This window comes from Microbacterium sp. MYb45, from assembly GCF_002979655.1.
Classification (GTDB): Bacteria; Actinomycetota; Actinomycetes; order Actinomycetales; family Microbacteriaceae; genus Microbacterium.
Window position 1 is genome coordinate 746,320 of record NZ_PCPG01000001.1, and the last position, 25,581, is coordinate 771,900.

At 69.1% G+C, this 25,581-nt stretch carries 22 protein-coding genes; all 22 read right to left on the bottom strand.

Going from position 1 to position 25,581, the window contains the following annotated elements; all coding sequences use genetic code 11:
- Nucleotides 1-1,497 carry an RsmB/NOP family class I SAM-dependent RNA methyltransferase gene (locus CQ034_RS03570; RefSeq protein WP_105709947.1) on the bottom strand — a complete coding sequence of 499 codons (1,497 nt, stop codon included), beginning with the start codon at nucleotides 1,495-1,497 and terminating at the stop codon, nucleotides 1-3.
- Nucleotides 1,494-2,414: a methionyl-tRNA formyltransferase gene (fmt, locus tag CQ034_RS03575; protein ID WP_105709948.1), complete on the bottom strand. Its 921-nt coding sequence runs from the start codon at nucleotides 2,412-2,414 to the stop codon at nucleotides 1,494-1,496. Before fmt ends, CQ034_RS03570 begins: the two co-directional genes overlap by 4 nt.
- Nucleotides 2,415-2,432: 18 nt before the next feature.
- On the bottom strand, nucleotides 2,433-4,391 hold the full coding sequence (locus tag CQ034_RS03580; protein WP_105709949.1) for a hypothetical protein: 1,959 nt from the start codon (nucleotides 4,389-4,391) through the stop codon (nucleotides 2,433-2,435).
- Nucleotides 4,392-4,407: 16 nt separating this feature from the next.
- The gene (metK, locus tag CQ034_RS03585) at nucleotides 4,408-5,601 is read right to left on the bottom strand and encodes a methionine adenosyltransferase (RefSeq protein ID WP_029263358.1); all 1,194 of its coding nucleotides are present in this window, start codon (nucleotides 5,599-5,601) and stop codon (nucleotides 4,408-4,410) included.
- Between the two features lie 88 nt (nucleotides 5,602-5,689).
- Nucleotides 5,690-5,944, bottom strand: coding sequence for a DNA-directed RNA polymerase subunit omega (rpoZ, locus tag CQ034_RS03590; protein WP_017204385.1), 255 nt, complete (start codon nucleotides 5,942-5,944; stop codon nucleotides 5,690-5,692).
- Nucleotides 5,945-6,010: 66 nt separating this feature from the next.
- Entirely contained in the window at nucleotides 6,011-6,922 is a 912-nt protein-coding gene (gmk, locus tag CQ034_RS03595; protein ID WP_029263357.1) for a guanylate kinase, read from the bottom strand.
- Complete coding sequence (gene pyrF / locus CQ034_RS03600) at nucleotides 6,915-7,760, bottom strand: orotidine-5'-phosphate decarboxylase (RefSeq protein ID WP_105709950.1); 846 nt, start codon at nucleotides 7,758-7,760, stop codon at nucleotides 6,915-6,917. Before pyrF ends, gmk begins: the two co-directional genes overlap by 8 nt.
- Complete coding sequence (carB, locus tag CQ034_RS03605) at nucleotides 7,757-11,044, bottom strand: carbamoyl-phosphate synthase large subunit (RefSeq protein WP_029263355.1); 3,288 nt, start codon at nucleotides 11,042-11,044, stop codon at nucleotides 7,757-7,759. The genes pyrF and carB overlap by 4 nt, the downstream gene beginning before the upstream one ends.
- The gene (carA, locus tag CQ034_RS03610) at nucleotides 11,044-12,222 is read right to left on the bottom strand and encodes a glutamine-hydrolyzing carbamoyl-phosphate synthase small subunit (RefSeq protein WP_105709951.1); all 1,179 of its coding nucleotides are present in this window, start codon (nucleotides 12,220-12,222) and stop codon (nucleotides 11,044-11,046) included. Before carA ends, carB begins: the two co-directional genes overlap by 1 nt.
- Nucleotides 12,219-12,731, bottom strand: a complete 513-nt coding sequence (locus tag CQ034_RS03615) for a hypothetical protein (protein WP_029263353.1) — start codon at nucleotides 12,729-12,731, stop codon at nucleotides 12,219-12,221. Before CQ034_RS03615 ends, carA begins: the two co-directional genes overlap by 4 nt.
- The gene (locus CQ034_RS03620) at nucleotides 12,728-14,032 is read right to left on the bottom strand and encodes a dihydroorotase (RefSeq protein WP_029263352.1); all 1,305 of its coding nucleotides are present in this window, start codon (nucleotides 14,030-14,032) and stop codon (nucleotides 12,728-12,730) included. Before CQ034_RS03620 ends, CQ034_RS03615 begins: the two co-directional genes overlap by 4 nt.
- A complete protein-coding gene (locus CQ034_RS03625; protein WP_105709952.1) occupies nucleotides 14,029-14,994 on the bottom strand; it encodes an aspartate carbamoyltransferase catalytic subunit in 966 nt (321 codons plus the stop codon). Before CQ034_RS03625 ends, CQ034_RS03620 begins: the two co-directional genes overlap by 4 nt.
- Complete coding sequence (pyrR, locus tag CQ034_RS03630; RefSeq protein WP_105709953.1) at nucleotides 14,991-15,521, bottom strand: bifunctional pyr operon transcriptional regulator/uracil phosphoribosyltransferase PyrR; 531 nt, start codon at nucleotides 15,519-15,521, stop codon at nucleotides 14,991-14,993. Before pyrR ends, CQ034_RS03625 begins: the two co-directional genes overlap by 4 nt.
- A gap of 84 nt (nucleotides 15,522-15,605) precedes the next feature.
- On the bottom strand, nucleotides 15,606-17,183 hold the full coding sequence (locus tag CQ034_RS03635; protein WP_105709954.1) for a Rieske 2Fe-2S domain-containing protein: 1,578 nt from the start codon (nucleotides 17,181-17,183) through the stop codon (nucleotides 15,606-15,608).
- 81 nt (nucleotides 17,184-17,264) lie between these two features.
- Nucleotides 17,265-20,222, bottom strand: coding sequence for a DEAD/DEAH box helicase (locus CQ034_RS03640; RefSeq protein WP_105709955.1), 2,958 nt, complete (start codon nucleotides 20,220-20,222; stop codon nucleotides 17,265-17,267).
- Between the two features lie 46 nt (nucleotides 20,223-20,268).
- The gene (gene nusB / locus CQ034_RS03645; protein ID WP_105709956.1) at nucleotides 20,269-20,679 is read right to left on the bottom strand and encodes a transcription antitermination factor NusB; all 411 of its coding nucleotides are present in this window, start codon (nucleotides 20,677-20,679) and stop codon (nucleotides 20,269-20,271) included.
- A 3-nt stretch (nucleotides 20,680-20,682) separates the two neighbouring features.
- Nucleotides 20,683-21,243, bottom strand: a complete 561-nt coding sequence (gene efp / locus CQ034_RS03650) for an elongation factor P (RefSeq protein WP_029263344.1) — start codon at nucleotides 21,241-21,243, stop codon at nucleotides 20,683-20,685.
- Nucleotides 21,244-21,455: 212 nt separating this feature from the next.
- Nucleotides 21,456-21,890, bottom strand: a complete 435-nt coding sequence (gene aroQ, locus CQ034_RS03655; protein ID WP_105709957.1) for a type II 3-dehydroquinate dehydratase — start codon at nucleotides 21,888-21,890, stop codon at nucleotides 21,456-21,458.
- On the bottom strand, nucleotides 21,887-22,975 hold the full coding sequence (gene aroB / locus CQ034_RS03660; protein WP_105709958.1) for a 3-dehydroquinate synthase: 1,089 nt from the start codon (nucleotides 22,973-22,975) through the stop codon (nucleotides 21,887-21,889). The genes aroQ and aroB overlap by 4 nt, the downstream gene beginning before the upstream one ends.
- Nucleotides 22,972-23,493 carry a shikimate kinase gene (locus tag CQ034_RS03665; protein WP_105709959.1) on the bottom strand — a complete coding sequence of 174 codons (522 nt, stop codon included), beginning with the start codon at nucleotides 23,491-23,493 and terminating at the stop codon, nucleotides 22,972-22,974. The genes aroB and CQ034_RS03665 overlap by 4 nt, the downstream gene beginning before the upstream one ends.
- The gene (gene aroC, locus CQ034_RS03670; RefSeq protein ID WP_105709960.1) at nucleotides 23,477-24,706 is read right to left on the bottom strand and encodes a chorismate synthase; all 1,230 of its coding nucleotides are present in this window, start codon (nucleotides 24,704-24,706) and stop codon (nucleotides 23,477-23,479) included. Before aroC ends, CQ034_RS03665 begins: the two co-directional genes overlap by 17 nt.
- 60 nt (nucleotides 24,707-24,766) lie before the next feature.
- On the bottom strand, nucleotides 24,767-25,579 hold the full coding sequence (locus CQ034_RS03675) for a shikimate dehydrogenase (RefSeq protein ID WP_105709961.1): 813 nt from the start codon (nucleotides 25,577-25,579) through the stop codon (nucleotides 24,767-24,769).
- Nucleotides 25,580-25,581 lie beyond the last annotated feature (2 nt).

The following is a 25,581-nucleotide window of genomic DNA, read 5'->3' on the forward strand; positions in this document are numbered from 1 at the left end:
CTAGTCTTCCTTCCCTGTGGCGGTGACGGTTGCGGAGCGCTGCAGGAGCGCGAGGAACATCGCGTCGGTGCCGTGTCGATGCGGCCAGAGCTGTGCGCTGCCGGAACCGGAGCGCCCCTCGGTCGCGAGGTCGATCGGCGACCGCGAGACGTCGGCGATCGCTGCGCGCGCATCGAGCTCGACGATGTCGGTGCGCCCGCGCAGCACCTCCTGCACGACGCCCGTGGTCTCGGCGAGGTGGGGCGAGCATGTGACGTATGCGACGATCCCGCCCGGGGCGAGCGCGTCGAGCGCGGCGGAGAGCAGCTCCACCTGGAGCGGTACGAGCTCGGCCACGTCGGCGGGTGACTTGCGCCACCGAGCCTCGGGCCGGCGGCGCAGCGCACCCAAGCCTGTGCAGGGCGCGTCCACGAGGATCCGGTCGAACTCGCCGGCACGCGAGGCCGCGATCTCGCGGCCGTCCTGCTCGTGCACCACGATCTCGCCGGGGACAGCGCGGAGCGCCTTGCGCACCAGGCGCGCGCGGACGGGGACGACCTCGTTGGCCTCGAGGACGACATCCTTCTCGAGCGCGATCGCCGCCAGGAGCGCGGTCTTCCCACCCGGGCCGGCACAGAGATCGAGCCACCGCTCCCCCGCGGCGATCGGTGAGACTCCGGCCAGGGCGAGCGCGACGAGCTGGGAGCCCTCGTCCTGCACGCGCACCGTGCCGCCGGAGGCCTCGACCGACAGACGCGGATCGCCACCGGGAGAGGCGAAGGCCGTCGGGGCGTAAGGCAGACGAGGTTCGCCGGGCTCCGCGAGACCGGGCAGGGCGACGAGCGTCACATCGGGCGAGGCGTTGTCGGCCTCGAGGAGGGCGTCGAGCTCGGCGTCGCGACCTTCCGCCGCAAGGGCGCGACGGAGCGCCCGGATCACCCAGACTGGATGTGCGGAACGCAGCGCCAGGCGCTCGTCGTCGGAGCGCGCCTGCTCTTCGATGCGCTCCTGCCAGGCCTCCGCCGAATCCCGGGTGATGCGCCGCAGAACCGCGTTCGCGAAACTCGACGCTCCGCGACCTGATTCGATGGCGACCAGGTTCACCGACTCGTTCACCGCGGCGTGCGAGGCGACACGTGTCGCGAGCAGCTGGTGCACCGCGAGCCGGAGCGCATCGAGAACCGCCGGGTCGATGCCGTCTATCGCACGATCTGCCGCCGAGGCGATGATCGCGTCATAGGTCCCGAGCCGTCGCAGGGTCCCATAGGTCAGCTCGGTCGCGAGCGCCGCGTCCTGAGCGGTGAGCTTCGCGTCGGCGATGGCCGAGGGAAGCACGAGGTTCGCGTACGCGTCGGTCTCGGAGACGGCACGAAGCACGTCGTAGGCCACCCGTCTCGCGGGCTGCACGGTGCGAGCGGGACCGCGCTGACCGCCGCGATGCCCCTCCGCCGAGCTCTGGGAGCCGCGGGGTCGACCGTTCGACGGCGTGCTTCGACGGTTGCGTCGCTCGTCGCTCATGATCCGGCCACCAGCTCATCTCCCCCGCGCAGGCCGCGCCACCAGTCGACCGCGTTCATCGCTCCCTTGCCCGCAGGCTGCACCCTCGTGACGGCGAGTGCCCCGGTGCCCGTACCGATGTGCAGAGCGGTCTTGGTACCCCGGAGTCGTCCGGGGGGCAGCGATTCGGCATCCGTTGCCGGAGCCGCCTCGAGTACCTTGAGGGGCTGACCGGCGACGGTCGTGTGCGCTCCCGGCTCGGGAGTCACGCCGCGGAAGCGGGCGAACACGGCGTCGAGCGGCTGGTCCCAATCGAGCAGTCCGTCGGCGAGCGTGAGCTTGGCGGCGAAGGTCGGCTCGCCCTGCTGCGGAACCGCCCGCGCCGTGCCGTCCGCGATGGCGGAGACCACATCGGCCGTGAGCTCTGCTCCGTCCAGCGCGAGCGCCTCGAGCGCCTCTCCTGCGGTCGCCGTCTCGGGAAGGTCGATCTCCCGCATGGCGAATACGTCACCGGCATCCAGCTCGGCGACGAGCTGGAACACGCTCGCACCGAGCACCCGATCCCCCGCGATGAGCGCGCGCTGCACGGGGGCGGCTCCCCGCCATGCGGGCAGCAGAGAGAAGTGCAGGTTGATCCACCCGGCGGTCGGGGCGGAGAGCAGCGGCTCGCGCACCAGCCCGCCGTACGCGACGATCACTCCGAGCTCGACCTGCAGCGCCGAGATCTCGGCTGTCGCGGCCTCGTCGAGCCGCGCCGTCTTGATCACGGGAAGACCCAGCTCGACGGCGGCCTGGGCGACCGGAGACGGCGTCAGCACCCGCCTTCTCCCGAGCGGGGCATCGGGTCGCGTGACGACCGCGGCGATGTCGTGCGAGGTCGCGAGACGTCGCAGGGTGGGCACGGCGGCAGCGGGTGTGCCGGCGAAGACGAGGCGCATGAAGGTTCTCCGGAAGGGTCAGAGCTCTGGTTCGAGGATATCGAGGCGGACGGAGAGCGTGCTCTTGGTCGCACGCCCCTTTCTGCGGCGGCCACTCACTGCTTCGGCGACGACAGCGGCGCGCAGGGCGGTCGCCACGCGAGGGCCCGAGCCGTAGTCGAACCTCACGAGGGCTCGCACCCGAGGGGGAACGTCGTCGGACTCGACGGGCACAGGGCCGAGTACGGCATCCCCGGGTAGGGCGAGCTCGGTGAGGGCGGCGAGAGCGTTCGCGACCGCCGGAACCGCGCCCTGGACCAGAGCCACTCTGGTCGTCGGGGGCATGTGCAGCGGCGCCCTGCTCTCCAGCTCAGACCGCGCGTGGCCTGCCTGGTTCCAGGTCGCGAGTGCCTTCGCCGCCGCACCGTTGACACCGACGAGATGGATCGGAGCGCCGGGCGCGGCCAGGGCGGTCGCGTTGGACCACCATCGCAGACAGGATTCCGCGACTCGCAGGTCGGGCGCCTGGAGCATGCGAGGGCCGTCGAGGAGGACGACGGCACGGTATCCGCCCTCCGCGATCGGCTCCGCGCCGCGGGTCGCGACCACGAGCGCGGGTTTGGCCGGCACGCGCTCGACCGGGTGCGCACTGTCGGCGACGATCACGCGTACACCCGGGAACGCCCGCCCGAGCTCGTCGGCGGTGCGCTCGCTCCCTGAGGAGGCGAGTCGCAGCTTGGTCGAGGAGCAGGCAGGGCACGCCCAGGCGCTGGCTGCCCGGCCACACCAGCCGCACACGGGCACTGCACCCCGATGCTTCGCGCCGAGCGGGCCGCCGCAGTGGGCGCATCGCGCCGGCGCACGGCACTCGGCACAGACGAGCGAGGGCGAGAACCCGGGTCGCGAGACCTGAACGAGCACCGGCCCCTCGGCCGCTGCGGTGCGCGCGGCGAGGAAGGCGGAGGACGGCATCCGCTGCGCCGTCGGCTGCTCCATCTCCTGCGGTGTGCTGAGCACGACGCGAGGAAGCACGCGGCGTGCCGCCCTCACATCCTGCAGCCAGCCGAGAACCACGAGGCGCTCCACATCCGTGGTGCGGGTGTGTCCCGCGAAGAGCAGCGCCGACCCCTCGAGCTCTTGTCGAAGGAGAGCCGCGTCGCGAGCGTTGACATACGGAGCGAGCGGCTCCCCCAGGAGCGGATCGCCGTCGTCCCAGATCGCGACCATCCCCGCCACGACCGGGGAGTACACGGCCGAGCGGTTGCCCACCACGATGCACGGCGCATCCTCGAGCGTGCGCAGGAATCCGCGGTAGCGGTCGGGATTCGTCTGCCGGGAGTCGTGGCGCACGACCGCTCCGGTGGGGACGAGAGCGTCGAGCGCAGCGAGGAGCCTGTCGAGATCACGGCTGTCGGGGACGACGATGATCGACGACTTGCCCGCCGCGAGCATCCGGGCCGCGGAAGATGCCAGCAGTCGGGCCCACCCCTGCAGGCCATCGACGAGCTGAGGAATCGCCTCCACGGCGGCGCGTCCGCCCGAGTCGAGCACGGCCCCGAGGCCCTCGTACAGTCCGACGGTGCCCTCGGCCACCGCGAGCGCATCCGGGTCGGGCGTCTCCGCCGGCGCATCGGCGGTCCACGCCTTCTCGACACGCACCTGACGCTTGGGGATCACCAGGCGCAGCACATCCGAGGCCGAGCCGGCTGCCCGGTCGGCCACCCGGCGCGCGAGCGTGTGCAGACGTTCCGGCAGGACCGGGACCTCCGACACGACGCTCTCCACCTCGGAGAGCGGGCGGTCCGCGTCGTCCTCGGTGCCGATCTCGACGACGTAGCCGTCGATCACGCGCCCAGCGGTGCGCAGCGGCACGCGGACCCGAACCCCGAGCGGGACGTCGCCCAGTTCCGCAGGGAGCGCGTAGTCGAAGAGCCGATCGAGTTGAGGCAGCGGGGAATCGAGGAGCACGCGCGCGATGCGCCGGCTCACCGGAGACACCAGGACCGCGGTCCCATCAGAGCCCGGCAGCGCGGCGCAGTTCTTCGACGCGGTCGGTGCGCTCCCACGTGAAATCAGGGAGTTCTCGACCGAAGTGACCGTACGCGGCCGTCTGGGCGTAGATCGGACGCAGCAGGTCGAGCTGCTCGATGATCGCCTGCGGACGCAGATCGAACACCGACGTGATCGCCTGTGTGATGACCTCGTCGGACACCTTGCCGGTGCCGAAGGTCTCGACGTAGAGACCGACCGGACGTGCGACACCGATCGCATAGGCGATCTGCACCTCGAGCCGGTCTGCGAGTCCCGCTGCCACCGCGTTCTTCGCCACCCATCGGGTCGCGTAGGCGCCGGAGCGGTCGACCTTCGACGGGTCCTTGCCGCTGAAGGCTCCTCCGCCGTGGCGGGAGGCGCCACCGTAGGTGTCGATGATGATCTTGCGGCCGGTGAGCCCGGCGTCTCCCTTGGGGCCACCGGTCACGAAGGGACCGGCCGGGTTGATGTAGAGGGTGACGTCGTCGAGGTCGAGACCGGTCGTGGCCAGCACGGGGTCGATGACGTGCTCGCGAACCCGCGCCTGCAGGTCTTCCTGCGAGATGTCGGGGTGATGCTGTGTCGAGACCACGACGGCGTCGACCGTCTTCGGGGTGAAGCCGTCGTAACCGAGGGTCACCTGGGTCTTGCCGTCGGGGCGGAGGAACGGCAGAACACCGGAGCGGCGCACCTCCGTCAACCGCTCGGCGAGCCGGTGCGCGGTCCACGCGGCCATCGGCATGAGCTGCGGCGTCTCGTTCGTCGCGAAGCCGAACATGATGCCCTGGTCGCCGGCGCCGAGGGCGTCGAGCGGATCGACCGACGATCCGTCGCGGTGCTCCTGAGCGCTGTCGACGCCGTGCGCGATGTCGGTCGACTGCTCGCCCACCGAGACACTGACACCGCAGGAGTCGCCGTCGAAGCCGGTCTCACTGGATGTGTAGCCGATGCCGTTCACGACCTGGCGGACGATCGTGGGGATGTCGACGTAGGCCTCGGTGCGGATCTCGCCGGCGACGTGCACGAGGCCCGTCGTGACGAGCGTCTCGACCGCCACGCGGGAGTCTCTGTCCTTGGCGATGAGCCCGTCGAGGATGCTGTCCGAGATCTGATCGCAGATCTTGTCCGGATGCCCCTCGGTGACGGACTCGGACGTGAACAGACGCAGGGCGCTCATCGAAACTCCAGAACGGGACGGACAGAGGGAGGGTGTTGCACCCATTCTGGACCGCGCCTCCGACAGAAGGGAGGCGCGGCCTCGAATATCACTCTGCGTGACGCAGGCGGAGCTTGTCCTCGTTGATCTCGTGCAGTGCGATGGTGAGCGGCTTGTCCTCGACGGAGGAGTCGACCAGCGGGCCCACGTTGTCGAAGAGGTTGCCCTCGTGCAGATCGGAGTAGTAATCGTTGATCTGGCGCGCGCGCTTGGCGGCGTAGATCACGAGCTCGTACTTGGAGTCGACGCGGTCGAGCAGGTTGTCGATGGGGGGATCGATGATGCCGTTGTTGTGTCCGGCCATGGTGAGACCTCCTGGTCAGGCGACGGGATCGTCGCGAAGTCGGTGCGAAATGGCGCGCGAAGACGCTCAGCGCGCAGAGCTTGAAGACAATTCTACGACCTCGCGGGCCGCCGTGGCGACGTCCTCGTTCACGATGAGGTGATCGAACTCGTTTTGAGCGGCGAGTTCGCCCTTCGCGGTGCGCAGTCGACGGGCGCGCTCCTCGGCATCTTCGGTGCCACGGCCGACCAGCCGGTGCACCAGTTCGTCCCAGCTCGGAGGCAGCAGGAAGATGAGCGTCGCGGCGGGTTCCGCGGCGCGCACCTGACGAGCGCCCTGCAGGTCGATCTCGAGCAGAACGGTCTTGCCTGCGGCCAGAGCCTCGTCGATGGGCCCCCGCGGCGTGCCGTAGCGCGACTTGTTGTGGACCACCGCGTACTCGAGGAGTTCCCCGTCGGCGATCAGCCGATCGAACTCCGCGTCGTCGACGAAGTAGTAGTGCACGCCGTGGATCTCGCCGGGGCGCGGGGGCCGTGTGGTCGCTGACACCGAGAGGTGGATCTCCGGATTGTGCTCGCGGATGTGCGCGGCGACCGTGCCCTTGCCGACCGCGGTGGGGCCGGCGAGCACGAGCAGTCGACTCCGCGCTCCTCGCGCGCTCGGCGCGGGGAAGCGCGTGTCGAGCCATTCCTCGAGTACCCGGCGCTGACGAGCTCCGAGCCCACCGAGGCGCTTGACCGGAGAGATCTGCAGCTCCTCCAGTACCCGGTCGCGCTTGCCGGCACCGATCGCGGGGAGAGCGAGGAGGAAGTCGGTGATGCGCATCGACCCCTCGACGGAGTCGGCATCCGCGGTGGCGCGGTGCAGCACGGTCTGCGGGGTCACCACCCGCATCGTGAGATCGCGCTTCACCGAAGCCCTGGCGCGCCGACGCTCCACGGCGCGGCGTGCGGCAGCAGCCCTGTCGACTTCGGGAACCGTGCGCTGCGCGTCAGACACCGGCCACCTCGAGGTACTCGGCGGCGCGTGCGGTGATCGCCTCGGCCAGATCCGCGGGACCCGCCGAGAGGATGCTGCGGCTCTCACTCGCGATCACCGCTTCCGACATCGGGCCGAAGCGGCGACGGAGGTCGGCCGGCGTGGCCCCCTGGGCGCCGAAGCCGGGAGCGAGGATGGGAGCTGCCGGTGCGAAGGGCTCGATGCCGGCCAGGGTCCAGTCGACGGTCGCGCCGATCACGAAACCGAAACTCCCCCACTCCCCTGCCGCTGACTCCACGGCGTTGCGAGCGGAGACCTCGCTGATGACCACAGCGGACACCGTCGCACCCGTCGAGCCGGTGGAGCGCTGCAGGAGCTCGGCCTCGGGGTTGCTGGTCGCGGCGAGCACGAACAGCCCCTTGCCATGGTCGGCGGCCAGCGCGAATGCCCCGTCGAGAGCACCGACTCCGAGGAACGGGTTGACCGTGAGCGCGTCGGCCTCCAGTGGTGAACCCGGAGTCAGCCACGCACGCGCGTAGTCGTCCATCGTCGAACCGATGTCTCCCCGCTTGGCGTCGACGATCACGACGAGACCGGCCGCGCGTGCCGCTGCGAGAACATCTTCGAGTGCGGCGATGCCCTGGGAGCCGAAGCGCTCGAAGAACGAGACCTGGGGCTTGACGATGCCCACCCGCCCGGAAGCGGCCTCGACCGTGCGCAGGCCGAACTCGCGGACGCCCTGCGCATCGTCGCTCAGCCCCCACGCCGCGAGCAACGCGGCGTGGGGGTCGATGCCGACACAGAGCGGTCCGCGTGCGTGCAGCGCCGCGCGGACCCGCTCGCCGAAGCGTGCGCTCACAGTGCCGCCTTCCGCTCCAGCGCGTACTCCTGGAGGCTCTTGACCTGGAAGCCCTCGTGGGCCGCGTCCATGCCGCTCACCGCGGCGCCGAGCACGGCCATGGTCGTGAACAGGGCCTTGTCAGCGGCGACCGCTGCCGCGCGGATCTCATACCCGTCGGCACGGGCCGCCCCACCTGACGGGGTGTTCACGACGATGTCGATCGCCCCCTCGTTGATGAGGTCGACGATGTTCTTCGCCCCGGACTCCTGCGTCGCACTGAACTTCTCGACGACGGTCACGGCGATGCCGTTGCGGGAGAGGATCTCGGCGGTGCCCTCGGTCGCGACGATCGTGAAGCCCAGCTGCTGCAGTCGGTGCGCGGGCAGGATCACGGCGCGCTTGTCCGAGTCGGCGACCGAGATGAATACGGTGCCCGAGGTGGGCATGCCGCCGTAGGCCGCGGCCTGGCTCTTCGCGAACGCTGTCGGGAAGTCACGGTCGATGCCCATGACCTCACCGGTGGAGCGCATCTCCGGGCCGAGGATCGAGTCGACCGTCTTGCCGTCGGCCGTACGGAACCGCTTGAACGGGAGCACGGCCTCCTTGACCGACACGGGGGCGTCGAGCGGAACGCGGGATCCGTCCTGCTCGGGCAGCATGCCCTCGGCGCGCAGCTCGGCGATCGTGGAACCGGTCATCACACGGCTCGCGGCCTTGGCCATCGGGATGCCGAGCGCCTTGGAGACGAAGGGCACGGTCCGGCTGGCGCGGGGGTTCGCCTCGATGACGTAGAGCACACCGGCGCTGATGGCGAACTGCACGTTCAGCAGTCCGCGCACGCCGACGCCCTTCGCGATGGCCAGAGTGGCCTCGCGCACGCGGTCCACATCGGTGCGGCCGAGCGAGACCGGAGGCAAGGTGCAGCTCGAGTCGCCGGAGTGGATGCCGGCCTCTTCGAGGTGCTCCATGACGCCGCCGATGTACAGATCGGTGCCGTCGTAGAGCGCGTCCACGTCGAGTTCGATCGCGTCGTCGAGGAAGCGGTCGACCAGGAGCGGCTTGCCCTCCTCGATGACGACCTCGCCCGCGGTGCGCACGAAGTAGTCACGCAGCGACGCGGTGTCGTAGACGATCTCCATGCCGCGTCCGCCGAGCACGAAGCTCGGGCGCACCAGCACCGGGTAGCCGATCTCCTCGGCGATGCGTACGGCGCCCTCGACGTCGATCGCGGTGCCGTTTCGCGGCGCCACGAGCCCTGCCTCGTCGAGCAGACGGGAGAAGAGCTCGCGCTCCTCGGCCAGGTCGATCGCCTCGGGGCTGGTGCCGAGCACCGTGTACCCGGCTGCCTCGATGCCCTTCGCGAGCCCGAGCGGCGTCTGGCCGCCGAGCTGGCACACGACGCCGAGGATGGTTCCGCTCGCGGCTTCCGCGTCGAGCACCTCCAGCACGTCTTCGAGCGTCAGCGGCTCGAAGTACAGGCGGTCGGAGGTGTCGTAGTCGGTCGACACGGTCTCCGGGTTGCAGTTGACCATCACGGTCTCGAAGCCGGCGTCCGACAGCGCGAACGAGGCGTGCACGCACGAGTAGTCGAATTCGACGCCCTGACCGATGCGGTTCGGGCCCGAGCCGATGATGACGACCTTGGTCCGCTCGGACGGTGCCACCTCGGTCTCGTAGTCGTAGCTCGAGTAGTGGTACGGCGTGAGAGCCGGGAACTCGCCGGCGCAGGTGTCGACCGTCTTGTACACCGGGCGGATGCCGAGGCCGTGGCGGACGCCGCGCACCTCTGCCTCGTTCGTGCCGCGGATCTCGGCGAGCTGCGCGTCGGAGAAGCCGTGCTCCTTGGCGTACCGGAGGGTCGCGGCGTCGAGCTCGGGAGCCGTGCGGACGATCTCGGCGACCTCGTTGATCAGCACGATCTGGTCGAGGAACCACGGGTCGATCGCCGTCGCGTCGAAGGCCTGCTCGACGGTCGCCCCCTTGCGCAGCGCCTGCTGCAGCGTCACGATCCGGCCGTCGGTCGGGATCTTCGAGATCTCGAGGAGTTCCTCCACCGAGCGCTCCTCCGGGCCCCAGTGGAAGCTGGATCCGCGCTTCTCCAGCGAGCGGAGCGCCTTCTGCAGCGCGGTCGCGTAGTTGCGGCCGATCGCCATCGCCTCGCCCACCGACTTCATGGTCGTGGTCAGCGTCGCGTCGGCCGCCGGGAACTTCTCGAACGCGAAGCGCGGCACCTTGACCACGACGTAGTCGAGCGTGGGCTCGAAGCTCGCCGGAGTCACACCCGTGATGTCGTTCGGAATCTCGTCGAGGCGGTAGCCGAGCGCGAGCTTGGCCGCGAGCTTGGCGATCGGGAATCCCGTCGCCTTCGAGGCCAGGGCGCTGGAGCGCGAGACGCGCGGGTTCATCTCGATGACGATGATGCGGCCGTTCGACGGGTCCACCGCGAACTGGATGTTGCAGCCACCGGTGTCGACGCCGACGGCACGGATGATGTCGATGCCGATGTCGCGCATCTTCTGGTACTCGCGGTCGGTGAGGGTCAGCGCGGGCGCGACCGTGATCGAGTCGCCCGTGTGCACGCCGACCGGGTCGACGTTCTCGATGGAGCAGACCACGACCGTGTTGTCGGCCGTGTCGCGCATGAGCTCGAGTTCGTACTCCTTCCAGCCGAGGATGGACTCCTCCAGGAGCACCTCGGTGGTGGGCGAGTCGCGCAGGCCCGCACCGGCGATGCGACGCAGGTCGCTCTCGTCGTAAGCGAAGCCGGACCCCAGGCCGCCCATCGTGAAGCTCGGGCGGACCACGAGCGGGTAGCCGAGCTCGTCGGCGGCCGCGAGAACCTCGTCCATCGTGTGGGCGATGCGGGAATCCGCCACATCGGCACCGGCATCGAGGACCAGCTGCTTGAAGATCTGGCGGTCCTCGCCCTTGTTGATCGCCTCGAAGTTCGCGCCGATGAGCTCGACGTCGTACTTCTCGAGGATGCCGTGGTTGTGCAGTTCGATCGCCGCGTTCAGCGCGGTCTGGCCGCCGAGGGTCGGGAGGATCGCGTCGGGGCGCTCCTTGGCGATGATCGTCTCGATGACCTGCCAGGTGATCGGCTCGATGTAGGTCGCGTCGGCGAAGTCGGGGTCGGTCATGATCGTGGCCGGGTTGGAGTTGACCAGGATGACCCGGACACCCTCTTCACGGAGCACGCGGCACGCCTGGGTGCCGGAGTAGTCGAACTCGCAGGCCTGACCGATGACGATCGGGCCGGAGCCGATGACGAGGACGGAGTTGATGTCGTCGCGCTTGGGCATTACTTGGAGTCCTTCTGGCTGGCGATGACCAGGTCGCGGAACCTGTCGAAGAGGTAGTTGGCGTCGTGCGGGCCGGCCGCCGCCTCGGGGTGGTACTGCACCGAGAAGGCCGGGATGTCGAGGGCGCGGAGGCCCTCGACGACGTTGTCGTTGAGGCCGACGTGACTGACCTCGACCTTGCCGTAGCCGTTCGGGCTGTCGAAAGAGCCCTCCAGGGGCGCCTCGACCGCGAAGCCGTGGTTGTGGGCCGTGATCTCGACCTTGCCGGTCTGCTTGTCGAGCACCGGCTGGTTGATACCGCGGTGGCCGAAGGGCAGCTTGTAGGTGCCGAGACCGAGCGCGCGGCCGAGCAGCTGGTTGCCGAAGCAGATGCCGAAGAACGGGAGGCCGTCATCGAGCACCGAGCGGAGCAGCTCGACGTGGTCGCCGGAGGCCGCGGGGTCACCGGGGCCGTTCGAGTAGAAGACCGCCACGGGGTCGATCGCCCGGATCTCGTCGATCGTGACATCCTGCGGAAGCACGTGCACCTCGAAGCCGCGGGCGGCGAGGTTGTCGATCGTCGCCTGCTTCACGCCGAGGTCGAGGACGGCGAGGTTGCCGATCCGGTTGCCCATCGCCGTGGTGATGGTCGCGACGTCGACCGAGACCTCGGCGGAGAGGTTGCGTCCCGCCATCTCGGGCGCTTCTCGGACGATGCGCACCTGCTCCTCCGGATCGAGGGCGGCATCCGGGCCGGAGAAGATCCCGCCGCGCATGGAGCCGGCCGAGCGGATGTGGCGGGTGATCGCCCGGGTGTCGATGCCGCTGATGCCCACGATGCCGTCTTCGACGAGCACGTCGTCGAGCGAGGCGTTCGCACGCCAGTTGGAGACCACACGCGAGGGGTCGCGCACGATGTATCCGGAGACCCAGATGCGACGGGATTCCGCATCCTCGTCGTTCATGCCGGTGTTGCCGATGTGCGGTGCCGTCTGCAGGACGATCTGGCCCGCGTAGGAGGGGTCGGTGATCGTCTCCTGGTAACCGGACATGCCGGTCGCGAAGACGACTTCGCCCAGCGTGCGTCCGCGGGCGCCGTAGGCGCGTCCGGTGTGGCGGGTGCCGTCTTCCAGGACGAGGACGGCGGGATCGGGGAGCTGGGCCGCGGGGGCCTGTCCGGGGGGTGTCGAGAGTGTCATGACGTTGCTCCTGTGTCGGGGGCGGCGGGGACGAGCCGCTGCAGGTCGGAGATGAGAGTCCGCGGGTCGCCGGTGGCGAGCCGCAGGTAGCTGTCGACGATCGTGTCGTCGTCGATGTTCCAGGCGATGCGCACGAGGCCGCCGGGCTCGACGACCCGGTCGATCGTGACCGTGGCGCGGTCGACGGCGACGAGCCGGGCGCTCGCGAGGAACACCGTCGGCTCGCCGTCGAGGCAGAGGGCGATGCCGCGATCCGTGAGGGCGAGTTCGCCGCGGGCCCGGTACGCGAGGGGCGACACCGCCAGACGCTCGAGCGGCTGCTCGTGCCGTGTCGTCGACACGTACAGCACCTCGTCGCGGCGGGAGACCTCCGCATGCTCCGGAACCCCCAGCGGGGCTGTGAACACGGAGTCGCGGCGGATTCGTCGTCGCCAGGCGAAGAGCATTGTGAGCAGCACCAGGAGCGCGACCGCGATCGTGATCGCGACGGCGAGATCCCGAGCGCTCATGCGCCGAGCTCCTCGACGACGTTGCCGCCGTCGACCGTGAGGACGCCCCCGTGGATCGTGTATTCGACCCGTCCGGGAAGAGCCCTGCCGAGGTACGGCGAGTTCACACTGCGGCCGTGCAGATCCGCTTCGGTGAAGACGCCGTCGACGGAGGCGTCGTAGAGCGTGATCTGCGCCGGCTGACCGACCTCGAGCGGGGTGCCGTGACCGGCGAGTCGGCCGATGCGCGCCGGCGTCGCGCTCATCACGCGTGCGACATCGGACCACTCCAGCAGTCCGGTCTGCACCATCGACTGGTGCACGACGCGCAGCGCGCTCTCGAGGCCCACCATGCCGTTCGCGGCAGCCTGCCACTCGCACGCCTTGTGTTCGCTCGGGTGCGGGGCGTGGTCGGTGGCCACGATGTCGATCGTGCCGTCGGCGAGGCCCTCGCGCACGGCGAGCACATCCTCTTCCCGGCGCAGCGGCGGGTTGACCTTGTACCGCGCGTCGTATCCGCGCACCAGCTCGTCGGTCAGCAGCAGGTGGTGCGGGGTGACCTCGGCCGTGACATCGATACCGCGCTTCTTGGCCCAGCGGATGATGTCCACCGACCCCGCGGTGGAGAGGTGGCAGACGTGCAGGCGCGAGCCGACATGCTCCGCGAGCAGCACGTCGCGGGCGATGATCGACTCTTCGGCGACGGCGGGCCAGCCTGCGAGGCCCAGCTCCGCCGAGACCGTGCCCTCGTTCATCTGGGCGCCCTCGGTGAGGCGGGGATCCTGCGCGTGCTGGGCGATGACTCCCCCGAAGGACTTCACATACTCCAGCGCACGGCGCATGATCAGCGGGTCGAACACGCAGAAGCCGTCGTCGCTGAAGACGCGGACCTGCGCGCGGGAGGTCGCCATGGCGCCCAGCTCGGCGAGACGCTCGCCCTTCTGGCCGACGGTGACCGCGCCGATGGGCTGCACGGTGGCGTAGCCGGCTGCTTCACCGAGGGCGAGCTCCTGCTCGACCACACCGGCGGTGTCGGCGACCGGCGAGGTGTTGGGCATGGCGAAGACGGCCGTGAAGCCGCCGGCGGCCGCAGCCCTCGTGCCGGTGAGGATCGTCTCGGAGGCTTCGTAGCCCGGTTCGCGCAGATGCGTGTGCAGGTCGACGAGTCCGGGCAGCGCGACGAGTCCCGCCGCGTCGACGACGCGCGCGCCTGAGCGGCTCAACCCGCTGCCGATCTCGGCGATCCGGCCGTCCTCGATGATGATGTCGGCGCTCTCGGCACCGAGAAGCTGTGCGCCGGTGATGACGAGGGTCTCGTTCACAGGTCTCCCCCTCGTTCGTCGTCTCGTTCTCCTGCCAGCAGCAGGTACAGCACCGCCATGCGGACGGACACCCCGTTCGTGACCTGTTCCAGCACCGTCGAACGGGGGGAATCGGCTGCTTCCGAAGAGATCTCCAGTCCCCGGTTCATGGGTCCGGGGTGCATCACAATGCTACCGCCCGGAAGAGCCGCCACTCGCCGCGCGTCCAGGCCCCAGCGGCGGGAATACTCCCGCTCAGTCGGGAAATACGCGGCGTTCATCCGTTCGAGCTGGATGCGCAGCATCATCACCGCGTCCGGCTCGTCCGCCAGCGCGTGATCGAGGTCGTACACGACCCGGACCGGCCAGAGCGAGACGTTCTGCGGAACCAGCGTAGGCGGAGCCACCAGGGTGACCTCGGCACCGAGGGTGGTGAGCAGCCAGACATTCGAGCGGGCGACCCGCGAGTGCAGGACGTCGCCCACGATCACGACGCGCATTCCGCTCAGGTCCTGGCCGCGGCTGTCGGCGCCGAACCGACGCTTGCGGATGGTGAAGGCGTCGAGCAGAGCCTGGGTCGGATGCTCATGGGTGCCGTCGCCGGCGTTCACGACCCCGGCCGAGATCCACCCGCTGGTCGCGAGGGTCTGCGGTGCACCGGAGCCCGGGTGACGGACCACGACCGCATCGGCACCGATCGCCTCGAGGGTCTGAGCCGTGTCCTTCAGGCTCTCGCCCTTCGAGACACTGGAACCCTTCGCGGCGAAGTTGATGACATCGGCGGAGAGGCGCTTGGCGGCGGCCTCGAACGAGATGCGGGTGCGGGTCGAGTCTTCGAAGAAGAGGTTCACGACGGTCTTGCCGCGCAGCGTCGGGAGCTTCTTGACCTCACGCGACTGCGTGTCGGACATGTCCTCGGCGACGTCGAGGATGCGCAGGGCGGTGGCCTTGTCGAGGGTGCGGGTGTCGAGGAGGTGTCTCATTCGCCGATCGTCACCTCCTCGGCCCCGTCGTTCTCGAGGAGGCGCACGTTGACCCGCTCGGTGCGGGCGGAGGGGATGTTCTTGCCGATGAAGTCCGGACGGATCGGAAGCTCGCGGTGCCCGCGGTCGACGAGGATCGCGAGGCGCACGACGGCGGGGCGTCCGATGGACTGGATCGCGTCGAGAGCAGCGCGGATGCTGCGACCGGAGAAGAGCACGTCGTCGACGAGGACGACGGTCTTGCCGTCGATGCCGCCCACCGGGATCTCGGTCGGCTGCGGAGAACGGGTCGGGTGCTTGGCGAGGTCATCACGGAACAGCGTGACATCGAGCGATCCGACCGGGACGGACTGCTGTGCGATCTCGCTGATCAGCAGGCCGAGTCGGTGGGCGAGAGTGACGCCCCGGGTCGGAATGCCCAGCAGGACGAGGCTCTCGGCGCCTCGATTGGACTCGAGGATCTCGTGCGCGATCCGGGTCAGCGCTCGTGAGATGTCGGCTTCGTGCAGCACAGTGCGCATGCTCATCGGCCGCTCCCTTCTCCGCCTCACAGGACGGTGTTAAAGGTTGCTTGTCATGCCAGTGTATCGGAGCGATGAGGCTCCCGAGGGTCAGCTGGCCTCTTGCAGCACCGGGTCGGTGACGTCATCGATCTTCGACGAACGGATCGCGTGACCGGCGGTGGAAAGGCAGCGCCCGGTCTTCAGATCCCACTTCCAGTCGTGCATGCTGCACGTGAGGATGCCGTCTTCGTCGACCGTGCCTGTGCGAGTGAGATCTGCGCGCAGGTGCGGGCAGCGACGCTGAACGACCCAGTCACCGATCTCGGTGTCTTCGGTCTGGTCGGTCTGCTCCTGATACCAGTTCTCGACGTACTCGATGCGGTCGACCGAGAGGCACTTGAGGAACGTGGTCAGGAACTCGTTGAACTTGCCGCTGCGGCCCACGGAGAACTGCATCGAGAGGAAGATCGAGTTCGACCAGTCGATCTCGTGGTCGACGATGTTGGTCGACACCAGATCGGCGGGGATGGTGTACCAGTACACGCACTCTTCGCCCGCGTACTCGCGGACCTTCGCGCGCGGGAAGTCCACGACCATGTCGAGTTCGCCGATGCGGAAGCGCACACAGCCACCGACGCCGAGCCGGATCGTGCGGGACTTCTTCAGCAGCGGCTCCCACCACGTCTTGAGGGCTTCGAGCATCTCCGCGGGCGGGATGATCTCGGCGCGAGAGGCCTCCTCATCGCGGATCTCCTGCTGTCGGCTCGCGCGCTGCTCCTCGAGGTAGTCCCACTTCTCATCGAAGATGTGCGCGATCTCGGCCTCGGTGTAGAGGGTCTGCTCGCTGGTGACCGCTCCCCCATCGACCGTGACCACGGTGCCGGGGATGAAGAGCTGGCCGTCGTACTGCGGCGCGAGTTCCTTCATGTGCGCGAGGAACTGCTTCTGATCCGTGAAGATAGACTCGCCGTTCTTGCCGAGCCCGTTGAAGTCGAACAGGTCGTCGCGGAGGAACATGGGCGGGCCGGCCATCGGGAAGACGTGCGGGGCATCGACCTTCTCGATGTAGTACATGGCGCGCTTGTTCTGCGCCTCGCGCTTGAGCCGAGCGAAGTTCTGCTTGGCATCCAGCGGCAGGTCGTAGACCATGGGCCACCAGATCGCACCGGAGACCTGGGTGAAGTACGCGTCGGGCTTCCCGAAATCGAGCAGCTTCTCGAGGTCGAGCGGGTGCGAGTCGTTCTGGTTGAGCACCGAGCCGGTACCGTCGTCGACGCTCAGGGAGGAGTCACCGATCGGACCGTCGCTGGGCGCGCGCAGCGGTGTGATCATCATCTTGAGCTCACCACGCTCGATGACCCGACCCGCGGGCGCGTAGGTGATGTTCGTGTAGCCGAGCGCGCGGATGTCCTTTTCGAGGTCATCGGTCGGGTACTCCGGAAGAAGCACCTCGATGTCCTTGCGGATGTAGCGCTCGAGCAGCTTCGGGTCGAAGTGGTCGCGGTGGCGGTGCGAGATCCAGAGGAAGTCGGCCTCACGCCCGAAACGCTCCCAGTCGAGCCCTCGGTTGTCGGGGAACGGGAACCAGGATCCGTAGAAAGAAGGCCCGAGGACCGGGTCGCAGATGATGTTCCCGCCCAAGGTCTCGATGAACATCCCGGCGTGGCCGAGTCCCGTGATCCGCATTGCATTCCTCCCGAAAGTGAACCGTTCGATTGTACCGAGGGCTCCCTGTGGGCTCGGTCGACCTCGCCGTGAGTATTCCGGTCAGGCGTCGAAGAGCCCGCGGATGTCCTCGGCGGAGAGCGACTGCGCGAACAGTGCCTCGTCGTCCAGCACCGCCGTGAACAGGCGGGCCTTCCGACGCTGGAGTTCGAGCACCTTCTCCTCGATCGTGCCCGTGGCGATCATGCGGTAGACGAACACCTGGCTGTCCTGACCGATGCGGTGCGTGCGGTCCACAGCCTGCGCCTCGGCGGCCGGGTTCCACCACGGGTCGAGCAGGAACACGTAGTCGGCCTCGGTGAGGGTGAGTCCGAATCCGCCGGCCTTCAGGCTGATGAGGAACACCGGCTGCTCCCCCGACGTGAAGCCGTCGACCACCTTCTGACGGTGCCGCGTCGAACCGTCCAGATGCGCATACGGGATGCCTGCGGCATCAAGGCGCGCCGCGGCCATGTCGAGGAACGACGTGAACTGGCTGAACACCAGAGCCCGATGGCCCTCGGCCTGCAGCTCGATCACGCGCTCGAGTAACACGTCGAGCTTGCGCGAGCCGATCTTCGCGTCTTCGGGATCGATCAGTCCGGGAGCCAGGCTGAGCATGCGCATCAGCGTCAGGGAGCGGAACACGATGAAGCGGTTGCGGTCGAGGTCTTCCAGCAGTCCCAGCACCTTCTGCCGCTCACGCTGCAGGACGACCTCGTAGAGCGCCCGGTGGGAGGAACTCAGCTCGACCTCGAGGATCTGCTCCTGTTTCGCCGGCAGCTCCGGCGCGACGAGTTCTTTCGTGCGCCGCAGCAGGAGCGGGCGGATGCGGCGGCGCAGCCGTTCGAGTCGACGCTGCCGATAGGCGCCGCCCTCCTCGTTCTCGGGGACCTTGCCCTGCTCGATCGGCTGGATGTAGTCCTCGCGGAACTTCCGGGCCGAGGCGAAGAGGCCCGGCGCCGTCAGCTTGAGCAGGGCCCACAGCTCGCTGAGACTGTTCTCCATCGGGGTTCCGGTGACCGCGAAGGTGACGTCCGCGCGGAACGTCGCGACCGCGCGGTGCAGCTTGGTCTCGGGGTTCTTCACGAACTGGGCTTCATCGAGGATGAGCCCGGCCCATTCGACCCCGGCGTACACGTCCTCGTCGAGCCGTGCGACCGCATAGCTCGTGATCACGAGGTCGATGTCCCGCAGCGAGTCCGTCAATGGCGGCCCCTGTGTGCTCGCCCTGACCTGCACGCGCAGCGTCGGCGCGAATCGCGCGGCCTCGCTGCGCCAGGTCGCGAGGACAGACGTGGGCACGACGACGAGGAACGGTCGCCGCTCCCCCGCTTCGCGCGCGTGCATGATGAGCGCCAGCAGCTGCAGCGTCTTGCCGAGGCCCATGTCGTCGGCGAGGATGCCGCCGAGACGGTGCGCCCAGAGAAAGGCGAGCCAGTCCAGACCCTCTTTCTGATAAGGGCGGAGTTCGGCCGTGATTCCCTGCGGCACCGCGACCGCCGGCACGGAACTCGCCCGACGCAGCCCGTCGGCCGTCGCCCGCCATGTCACTGCGGGAAGAGCCTCGTCGGCGAGATCCTCGAACTCCTCCCAGAGATCGGTCTGATGTCGGCTGATCCGCGGGCCGGCTTCCCACTCCTCGAGTTCGCCGGCCTCCTCGATCAGTTCGCGGAGGCGGTCGAGCGCCCGGTGATTCAGGGAGAAATAGCCGCCGTCGGAGAGCAGGAGCTTCTTCTTGCCCTTGCTCAATGCGGTGAAGAGGGGTCCGAACGGGATGGTGCGGCCGTCGATCTTCACCAGGACGCCGAGATCGAACCAGTCGGGATCAGTGCTCTCGACCGTGGTCACCGTGATCTCGGGCTCGCCCGTGAGCTCGTGATAGCTCTTGCTGCGGCCGGTGACGGTGACGGTGACGCCCTCGGCCTCGAGCGCCGGCACCACTCGGGTGACGAATTCGGCGGCCGCGACGTCGTGGAAAGCCCCGGTGGGCGCGAGCTCCTCCCCCAGTCGTTCCGTCCACGCGGCCTGAAGCGCATCCCTGAGCGCATCTTCGGCGACGGTGTCTCGCACCGCATCGGAACTCGGCGTGAAAGGCACGAGTCCGAACCCGCGGTAGTCCCACGCGAACGAATACTTGACGGTGTCGCCCCGCTGGAAGGACAGCTCCAGCACGGCACGGGGCGCCGGAAGAGGAGGCAGCTCGACCCGACCGACCGACCGCACATCGATGCGACGCGCCAGCAGCGGGTAGGCATCACGGAAGAATGCCGCCTCGTCACCGGCAGGCACCTCGAGGCCCTTGCCGGCGCCGAGCAGGGCGTGCACGGGGCGGCTGATCGCCACCTCGGCCAGCGTGACACGGAGATTCGTGCCGCGTTGTGCGACCTCGTACAGACCACTGTGCCCGATCGGATGCACGGCGAGCGGGTCGACCTCGCGGCCGTCGATCGTGACGGCGGGGTGCACGACGAGGCCACCGCCCTCGCGTGCGACGGTCGCACCGATCGATGCACGCTCCGCGAGCACGACGGTCGTGCTCTTCTGGGTGGCGACCAGCGGGATGCCGACGTCGGCCGCGGCACGCAGATGCCCCCAGAGCAGGCCGGACTCGATCAGGTCGGCGACCAGCCAGTCGCCGGCCGTGCCCGACAGAAGAGTGTCGCGCGCGATGCTGAGCAGATCGGCGAACCACCGCGACCGGTCGCGTCCGTACTGCGTGGGCGAGCGGCGGACGGCGTCCCACGATGCCGTGCCCTGCACCCAGGCGCCGGTCGACGCACTCTTCTCGAGCGGCCGGATGCCGAGCAGGATCTCGCCGGTACGCTTCGCCACGTCGCGCGCGGTCGCCGTGCGCTGCGGGCGGGACGCCCACGGGTTCGCGCCGCGGCCGTCGCGCAGCCGCAGTTCCACACCGAGTGCGAGTGGAGTTTCTGCGTCGTCGCGCGGAGAACCGAGAATCGACCGCCAGTCCGCGGATGACGAGCCCTCCGAGCGGGACGGATCGGACGCGAGGGACATGCCCCCATCCTCTCCGACACCACCGACAGTGCCTCGCGGCGGACGATCAGGCGGAGCGGGCTGCCCGCGCGAGGACGCCGTGCACGAACGCGCCGGAGTCGTCGGTCGAGAACTCCTTCGCGAGCTCCACGGCCTCGTCGATCGCCACGGCCGTCGGAACCTCGTCGTTGTAGAGGATCTCCCACACCGCGATGCGGAGCAGCGCGCGGTCGACCGCGGGCATCCGCTCGAGCTTCCAGTCGCGGCTGTGCGTCGTGATCTGCTCATCGATCTCGTCGCGCTGGTCGATGATGCCGTCGACGATCTCGCGGGCGTAGAGCCAGGAGGCCTCACGTGCCGGCTCGCTGGCCGCACGCTTCGCCTCGGCCGCCAACGTCACGGCGATGTCATCCCCGCGCACATCGGCGGAGAACAGGATGTCGAGAGCGCGCTTGCGCGCCTTCGTCCGGGCGCTCACGCCTTACTTCTCGCGGCCGAGGTAGTCACCCGTGCGGGTGTCGACCTTGACCTTGGTGCCGGTCTCGACGAACAGCGGCACCTGGATCTCGTAGCCGGTCTCGAGCGTCGCGGGCTTGGTGCCGGCCGACGAGCGGTCGCCCTGCAGGCCTGGCTCGGTGTAGGTGATCTCGAGGATCACGGATGCCGGAAGGTCGATGTACAGCGGGTTGCCGTTGTTCAGGGCGATGGTCACGGCCTGGTTCTCGAGAAGGAAGTTCTTCGCGTCGCCGACAGTGGCGGCGCCGACCGTGATCTGGTCGAAGTCGGTCTGATCCATGAAGACGTAGCCGTCGCCGTCGGTGTACAGGTACGTGTAGTCGCGGCGGTCGACGTTCTCGATCTCGATCTTCGCGCCCGCGTTGTACGTGCGGTCGACGACCTTGCCGGAGACGACGTTCTTCAGCTTCGTGCGCACGAACGCGCCACCCTTGCCGGGCTTGACGTGCTGGAACTCGATGACGCTCCAGAGCTGCCCGTCGATGCTGAGGACGACGCCGTTCTTGATGTCTGCGGTAGATGCCATGCGCTGCGAGTTCCGTTCGTGTGTCTGCGGTTTCGGACGAGGCCGACAGTCGAGTCTAAGGGATGAGCGGCCGGACCCCCGCACGGCCCATGCCGTGGATCAGCCCCTCCCACGAGAACGTAGGCCCGCAGCACCGCCTCGCACGCCCCGTGGACGTCATCCGTTTCGGCGCTCAGCTGATGGCCATCGCCATGGACGGCGACTCGTTTCGATCAGAGGTGCGTGACCAGTTCGCGCACGGCGTCGGCATATCCGTCGACGCCGCGTCCGACGATGCGGACCACGGCGACATCATGCAGGTAGGAGTGGTGGCGGAACTCCTCGCGCGCGTACACATCGGAGATGTGTACCTCGGCGAACGGCAGCGACACACCCGTCAGCGCGTCCCGCAGCACCACGGAGGTGTGCGTGAGCCCCCCGGGGTTGATGACGATGGCTGTGCAGTCCTCGCGGGCAGCATGGATCGCGTCGATCAGGACGCCCTCGTGGTTGCTCTGCACCGCGCGCACCTCGAAGTCGAACTCGGCGGCGGCGGCGGCGGTGATCCGCTCCACATCAGCGAGCGTCGCCGTGCCGTAGACCTCGGGTTCGCGCGTGCCCAGCAGGTTCAGGTTCGGGCCGTTGACCAGGAGGATACGGCGGCTCACGCGCCCACCTCCTGGTAGGCGGCGAACATCAGCGACTCGTCCGGGGCCTGCAGCACGGTGGGCTTGGCGATGTCATCGAGCAGGATGAAACGGAGCATCCCGCCGCGGCTCTTCTTGTCGCGCTGCATCGTGGCGAGCAGTTGCGGCCACGCTCCGGCGCGGTACGACGTGGGAAGCCCCAGAGACTCGAGGACGGTGCGGTGGCGTTCGGCCGCGGCGTCGGAGAGCCGGCCCGCGAGGCGAGAGAGCTCCGCGGCGTACAGCATCCCCACCGAGATCGCCGCACCATGCCGCCAGCGGTACCGCTCGGCGTGCTCGATCGCGTGCCCGAGGGTGTGTCCGTAGTTCAGGATCTCGCGGAGACCCGCCTCGCGGAAGTCGTCGGAGACCACCTCCGCCTTCATGCCGATAGCCAGCTCGATCGCACGACGGAATTCGTCGGTGGTCGTATCCACCGCGCGGACGGGATCAGCCTCGATGATGTCGAGGATCTCCGGTGCCCAGATGAACCCGGCCTTGACCACCTCGGCGAACCCTGCCGTCGCCTCGTTCGGGCTGAGACTGGCGAGCTCGTCGAGGTCGCCGATCACGGCGCTGGGTGCCCAGAACGCGCCGACGAGGTTCTTGCCCTCGGCGGTGTTGACGCCCGTCTTTCCGCCGACCGCGGCGTCGACCAGTCCGAGCACGGTGGTGGGCACCTGGACCAGCTGCACACCGCGCAGCCAAGTCGCCGCGACGAAACCGGCGAGATCGGTCACCGCACCCCCGCCGTAGCCGACGACGGCGTCGCTGCGGGTGAAGTCGGCCTGCCCCATCACCTGCCAGCAGAATGCGGCCACTTCGATGCGCTTGCCCTGCTCCGCGTCCGGGATCTCGGCGAGAAGCACTTCGCGCGGCCCCTCAGCGGTGTCGGCGAGCAGACGGTCGCGCAGCTCGGCCGCGCGTGCCGCGAGCGTCGGCGGGTGCACGACCAGGATCTTGCGCACACCCGGCGCGAGGGCCGCCGAGACCTGCTCCAGGATCGCCCGCCCGATCGTGATGTCGTAGGCATCGTTCCCGGTGACGCTGATGGTCGTCGTGCTCATCGCTGCTCTCTCCTCCATGTCACGATGTCGTCCACGATCCTCTGCATCGGACGACGTGAGGTGTCGAAGGTCGTCGAGGCGACCTCGGCGTACCACCTCCGGCGTTCCTCGAAGATCTTCTTCCAGCGCTCGACCGGATCCTCCTCGCCCGCCAGCAGCGGACGATTGCTGCCGCGCAGGCGGTCGGCCACCGCATCGACGCTCACCGTCAGGAAGACGACCGGTTGATCCTTGAGCAGATCGCGCGTGTCGGCCTGCGTCACCGCGCCACCTCCGAGGGAGATCACGCCGCCCTCGGAGAGCGCCTCCGCCACCGCTGCCCGCTCGAGGTCGCGGAAGTGCGCCTCGCCGTGCTCGGCGAAGATGGCGGGGATCGGGCCGTGCGTCGCGACGATGCGCTTGTCGGTGTCGACGAAAGCGACTCCCAGTCGACGCGCGACGCGTCGACCGACGCTGGTCTTGCCGGCGGCCATCGGGCCGACCAGCACCAGCGTCAGCGGGTCAGCCTCGCTCGTCATGCGCGATGAGCGCCGCCTCGGACGCGGGTGTCGTGCGCAGCTCCGCGGGGATGCCGTCGAGGTACCCGTCGAGGTTGCGCCGCGTCTCACGGATGCTGTCGCCGCCGAACTTCTCCAGCACGGCGTTCGCCAGCTCGACCGCGACCATGGCCTCGGCGACCACACCCGCCGCGGGAACCGCGCACACGTCGGAGCGCTGGTGATGGGCGGTCGCGTCGTCGCCGGTCGCGATGTCGATGGTGCGCAGCGCGTGCGGCACCGTGGCGATCGGCTTCATACCGGCACGCACGCGCAGCACGGTGCCCGTGGACATGCCGCCCTCGGTGCCGCCGGCGCGGTCGGAGCCGCGGGTGATGCCGTCAGCGGTCGCGAACAGCTCGTCGTGCGCCGCCGAGCCACGACGGCGCGTGGTCTCGAATCCGTCGCCCACCTCGACGCCCTTGATCGCCTGGATGCTCATCAGTGCCTGGGCGAGGCGGGCGTCCAGACGCCGGTCCCAGTGCACATGCGAGCCGAGCCCCGGCGGCAGGCCGTACGCCAGCACCTCGACGATGCCTCCGAGCGTGTCGCCGTCCTTCTTCGCGTCATCGACCTCGGCGACCATGAGTGCCGACGTCGCGGCGTCGAAGCAGCGGAGCGGATCGGCGTCCAAGGCGTCCACGTCGTCCGGCGTCGGAAGAGCAGAGCCCGGAGGAACCTGCACCGGACCGATCGAGAGCGTGTGGCTGACCAGACGGATGCCGAGCTCGCCGAGGAACGAACGGGCGATGGCGCCGAGAGCGACGCGTGCCGCCGTCTCGCGCGCGCTCGCACGCTCGAGGATCGGACGCGCCTCGTCGAAGTCGTACTTCTGCATGCCGACGAGGTCGGCGTGCCCCGGGCGTGGCCGCGTGAGCGGAGCGCTGCGCCCACGGGACTTGTCGGTGAGCTCGACGGGTTCGGGGTTCATGACCTCGATCCACTTCGGCCACTCGGTGTTGCCGATGCGCAGGGCGATCGGGCTGCCCAGGCTCTTTCCGTGGCGGACGCCGCCCGAGAGGGTCAGCTCATCCTGCTCGAACTTCATGCGCGAGCCGCGGCCGTAGCCCAGCTTTCGACGGGCGAGATCGGCCTGGATGGCCTCGGAGGAGACAGGGACGCCGGAGGGCAGACCCTCCATGACGGCGATGAGTTCTGGGCCGTGGGATTCGCCGGCCGTGAGCACGCGGAGCATTGCTCCAGTCTCCCACGGGTTCGGACCCCCGCTGCGCCGCGTTTCGTCCTGCGAGTCGGGTCAGAGCGCGGCGCGCATGGCGGCAACGACCGAGTCCTCATCCGGTAGCTCGATGCGGGGGTCACCGTGATGGAAGATGCGGATCTGACGCACGGCCTGGTGCAGCAGCATGCCGAGTCCGGAGATCACCGTGCCATCCCCCCAATGCGCCGCGAGAGCCGAGGGCCACGGCGCGTACGCGGCGTCGAAGAGCGCTCCCCCGCTCGCTGCCAAGGCCGTCGAGGTGTCGACGGGGAGTGCGGTCCCACTCGGCAGCGTGGCGATCGTGAGGTCGGCGGACGCGGTCGGCCCATCGAGCGGCTGCGCCTCCACCACGACGTCGATGCGCGCTCCGAGCGCCACCAGCCCCGCCGCTCGTTCGGGTCGTCGGGCATGCACGACCACCCGGGTCGCACCCAGCTCCGACGCCGCCACGAGCGCGGAGGCAGCCGTGGCGCCGGCCCCGAGGATGCGGACCGTTCCCGCCTCGGTCACCCCGGCCTCGGCCAGTGCGTCGACGATCCCTCCGACGTCGGTGTTGAAACCCGCGGGTGCGTCCCCGAGCAGCAGAGTGTTGACGGCGCCGGTGAGCTCGGCGTGGGCGTCCCTCGTCTCAGCGGCGCGAAACGCCTCCTCCTTCAACGGCATGGTCAGCGAGAGACCGCGCCAGGAGTCGTCGAGTCCTCGGAGCGCCCCCGCGAATCCGTCGGCGGTGACCTGACGGCGCCCGTACTCCCAGTCCATGCCCAGCACGCGGTAGGCCGCGGCGTGCAGGTCCGGTGACTTGGAGTGCGCGATCGGGTCGCCCCAGACCGCCAGACGGGTACCTGTCACCG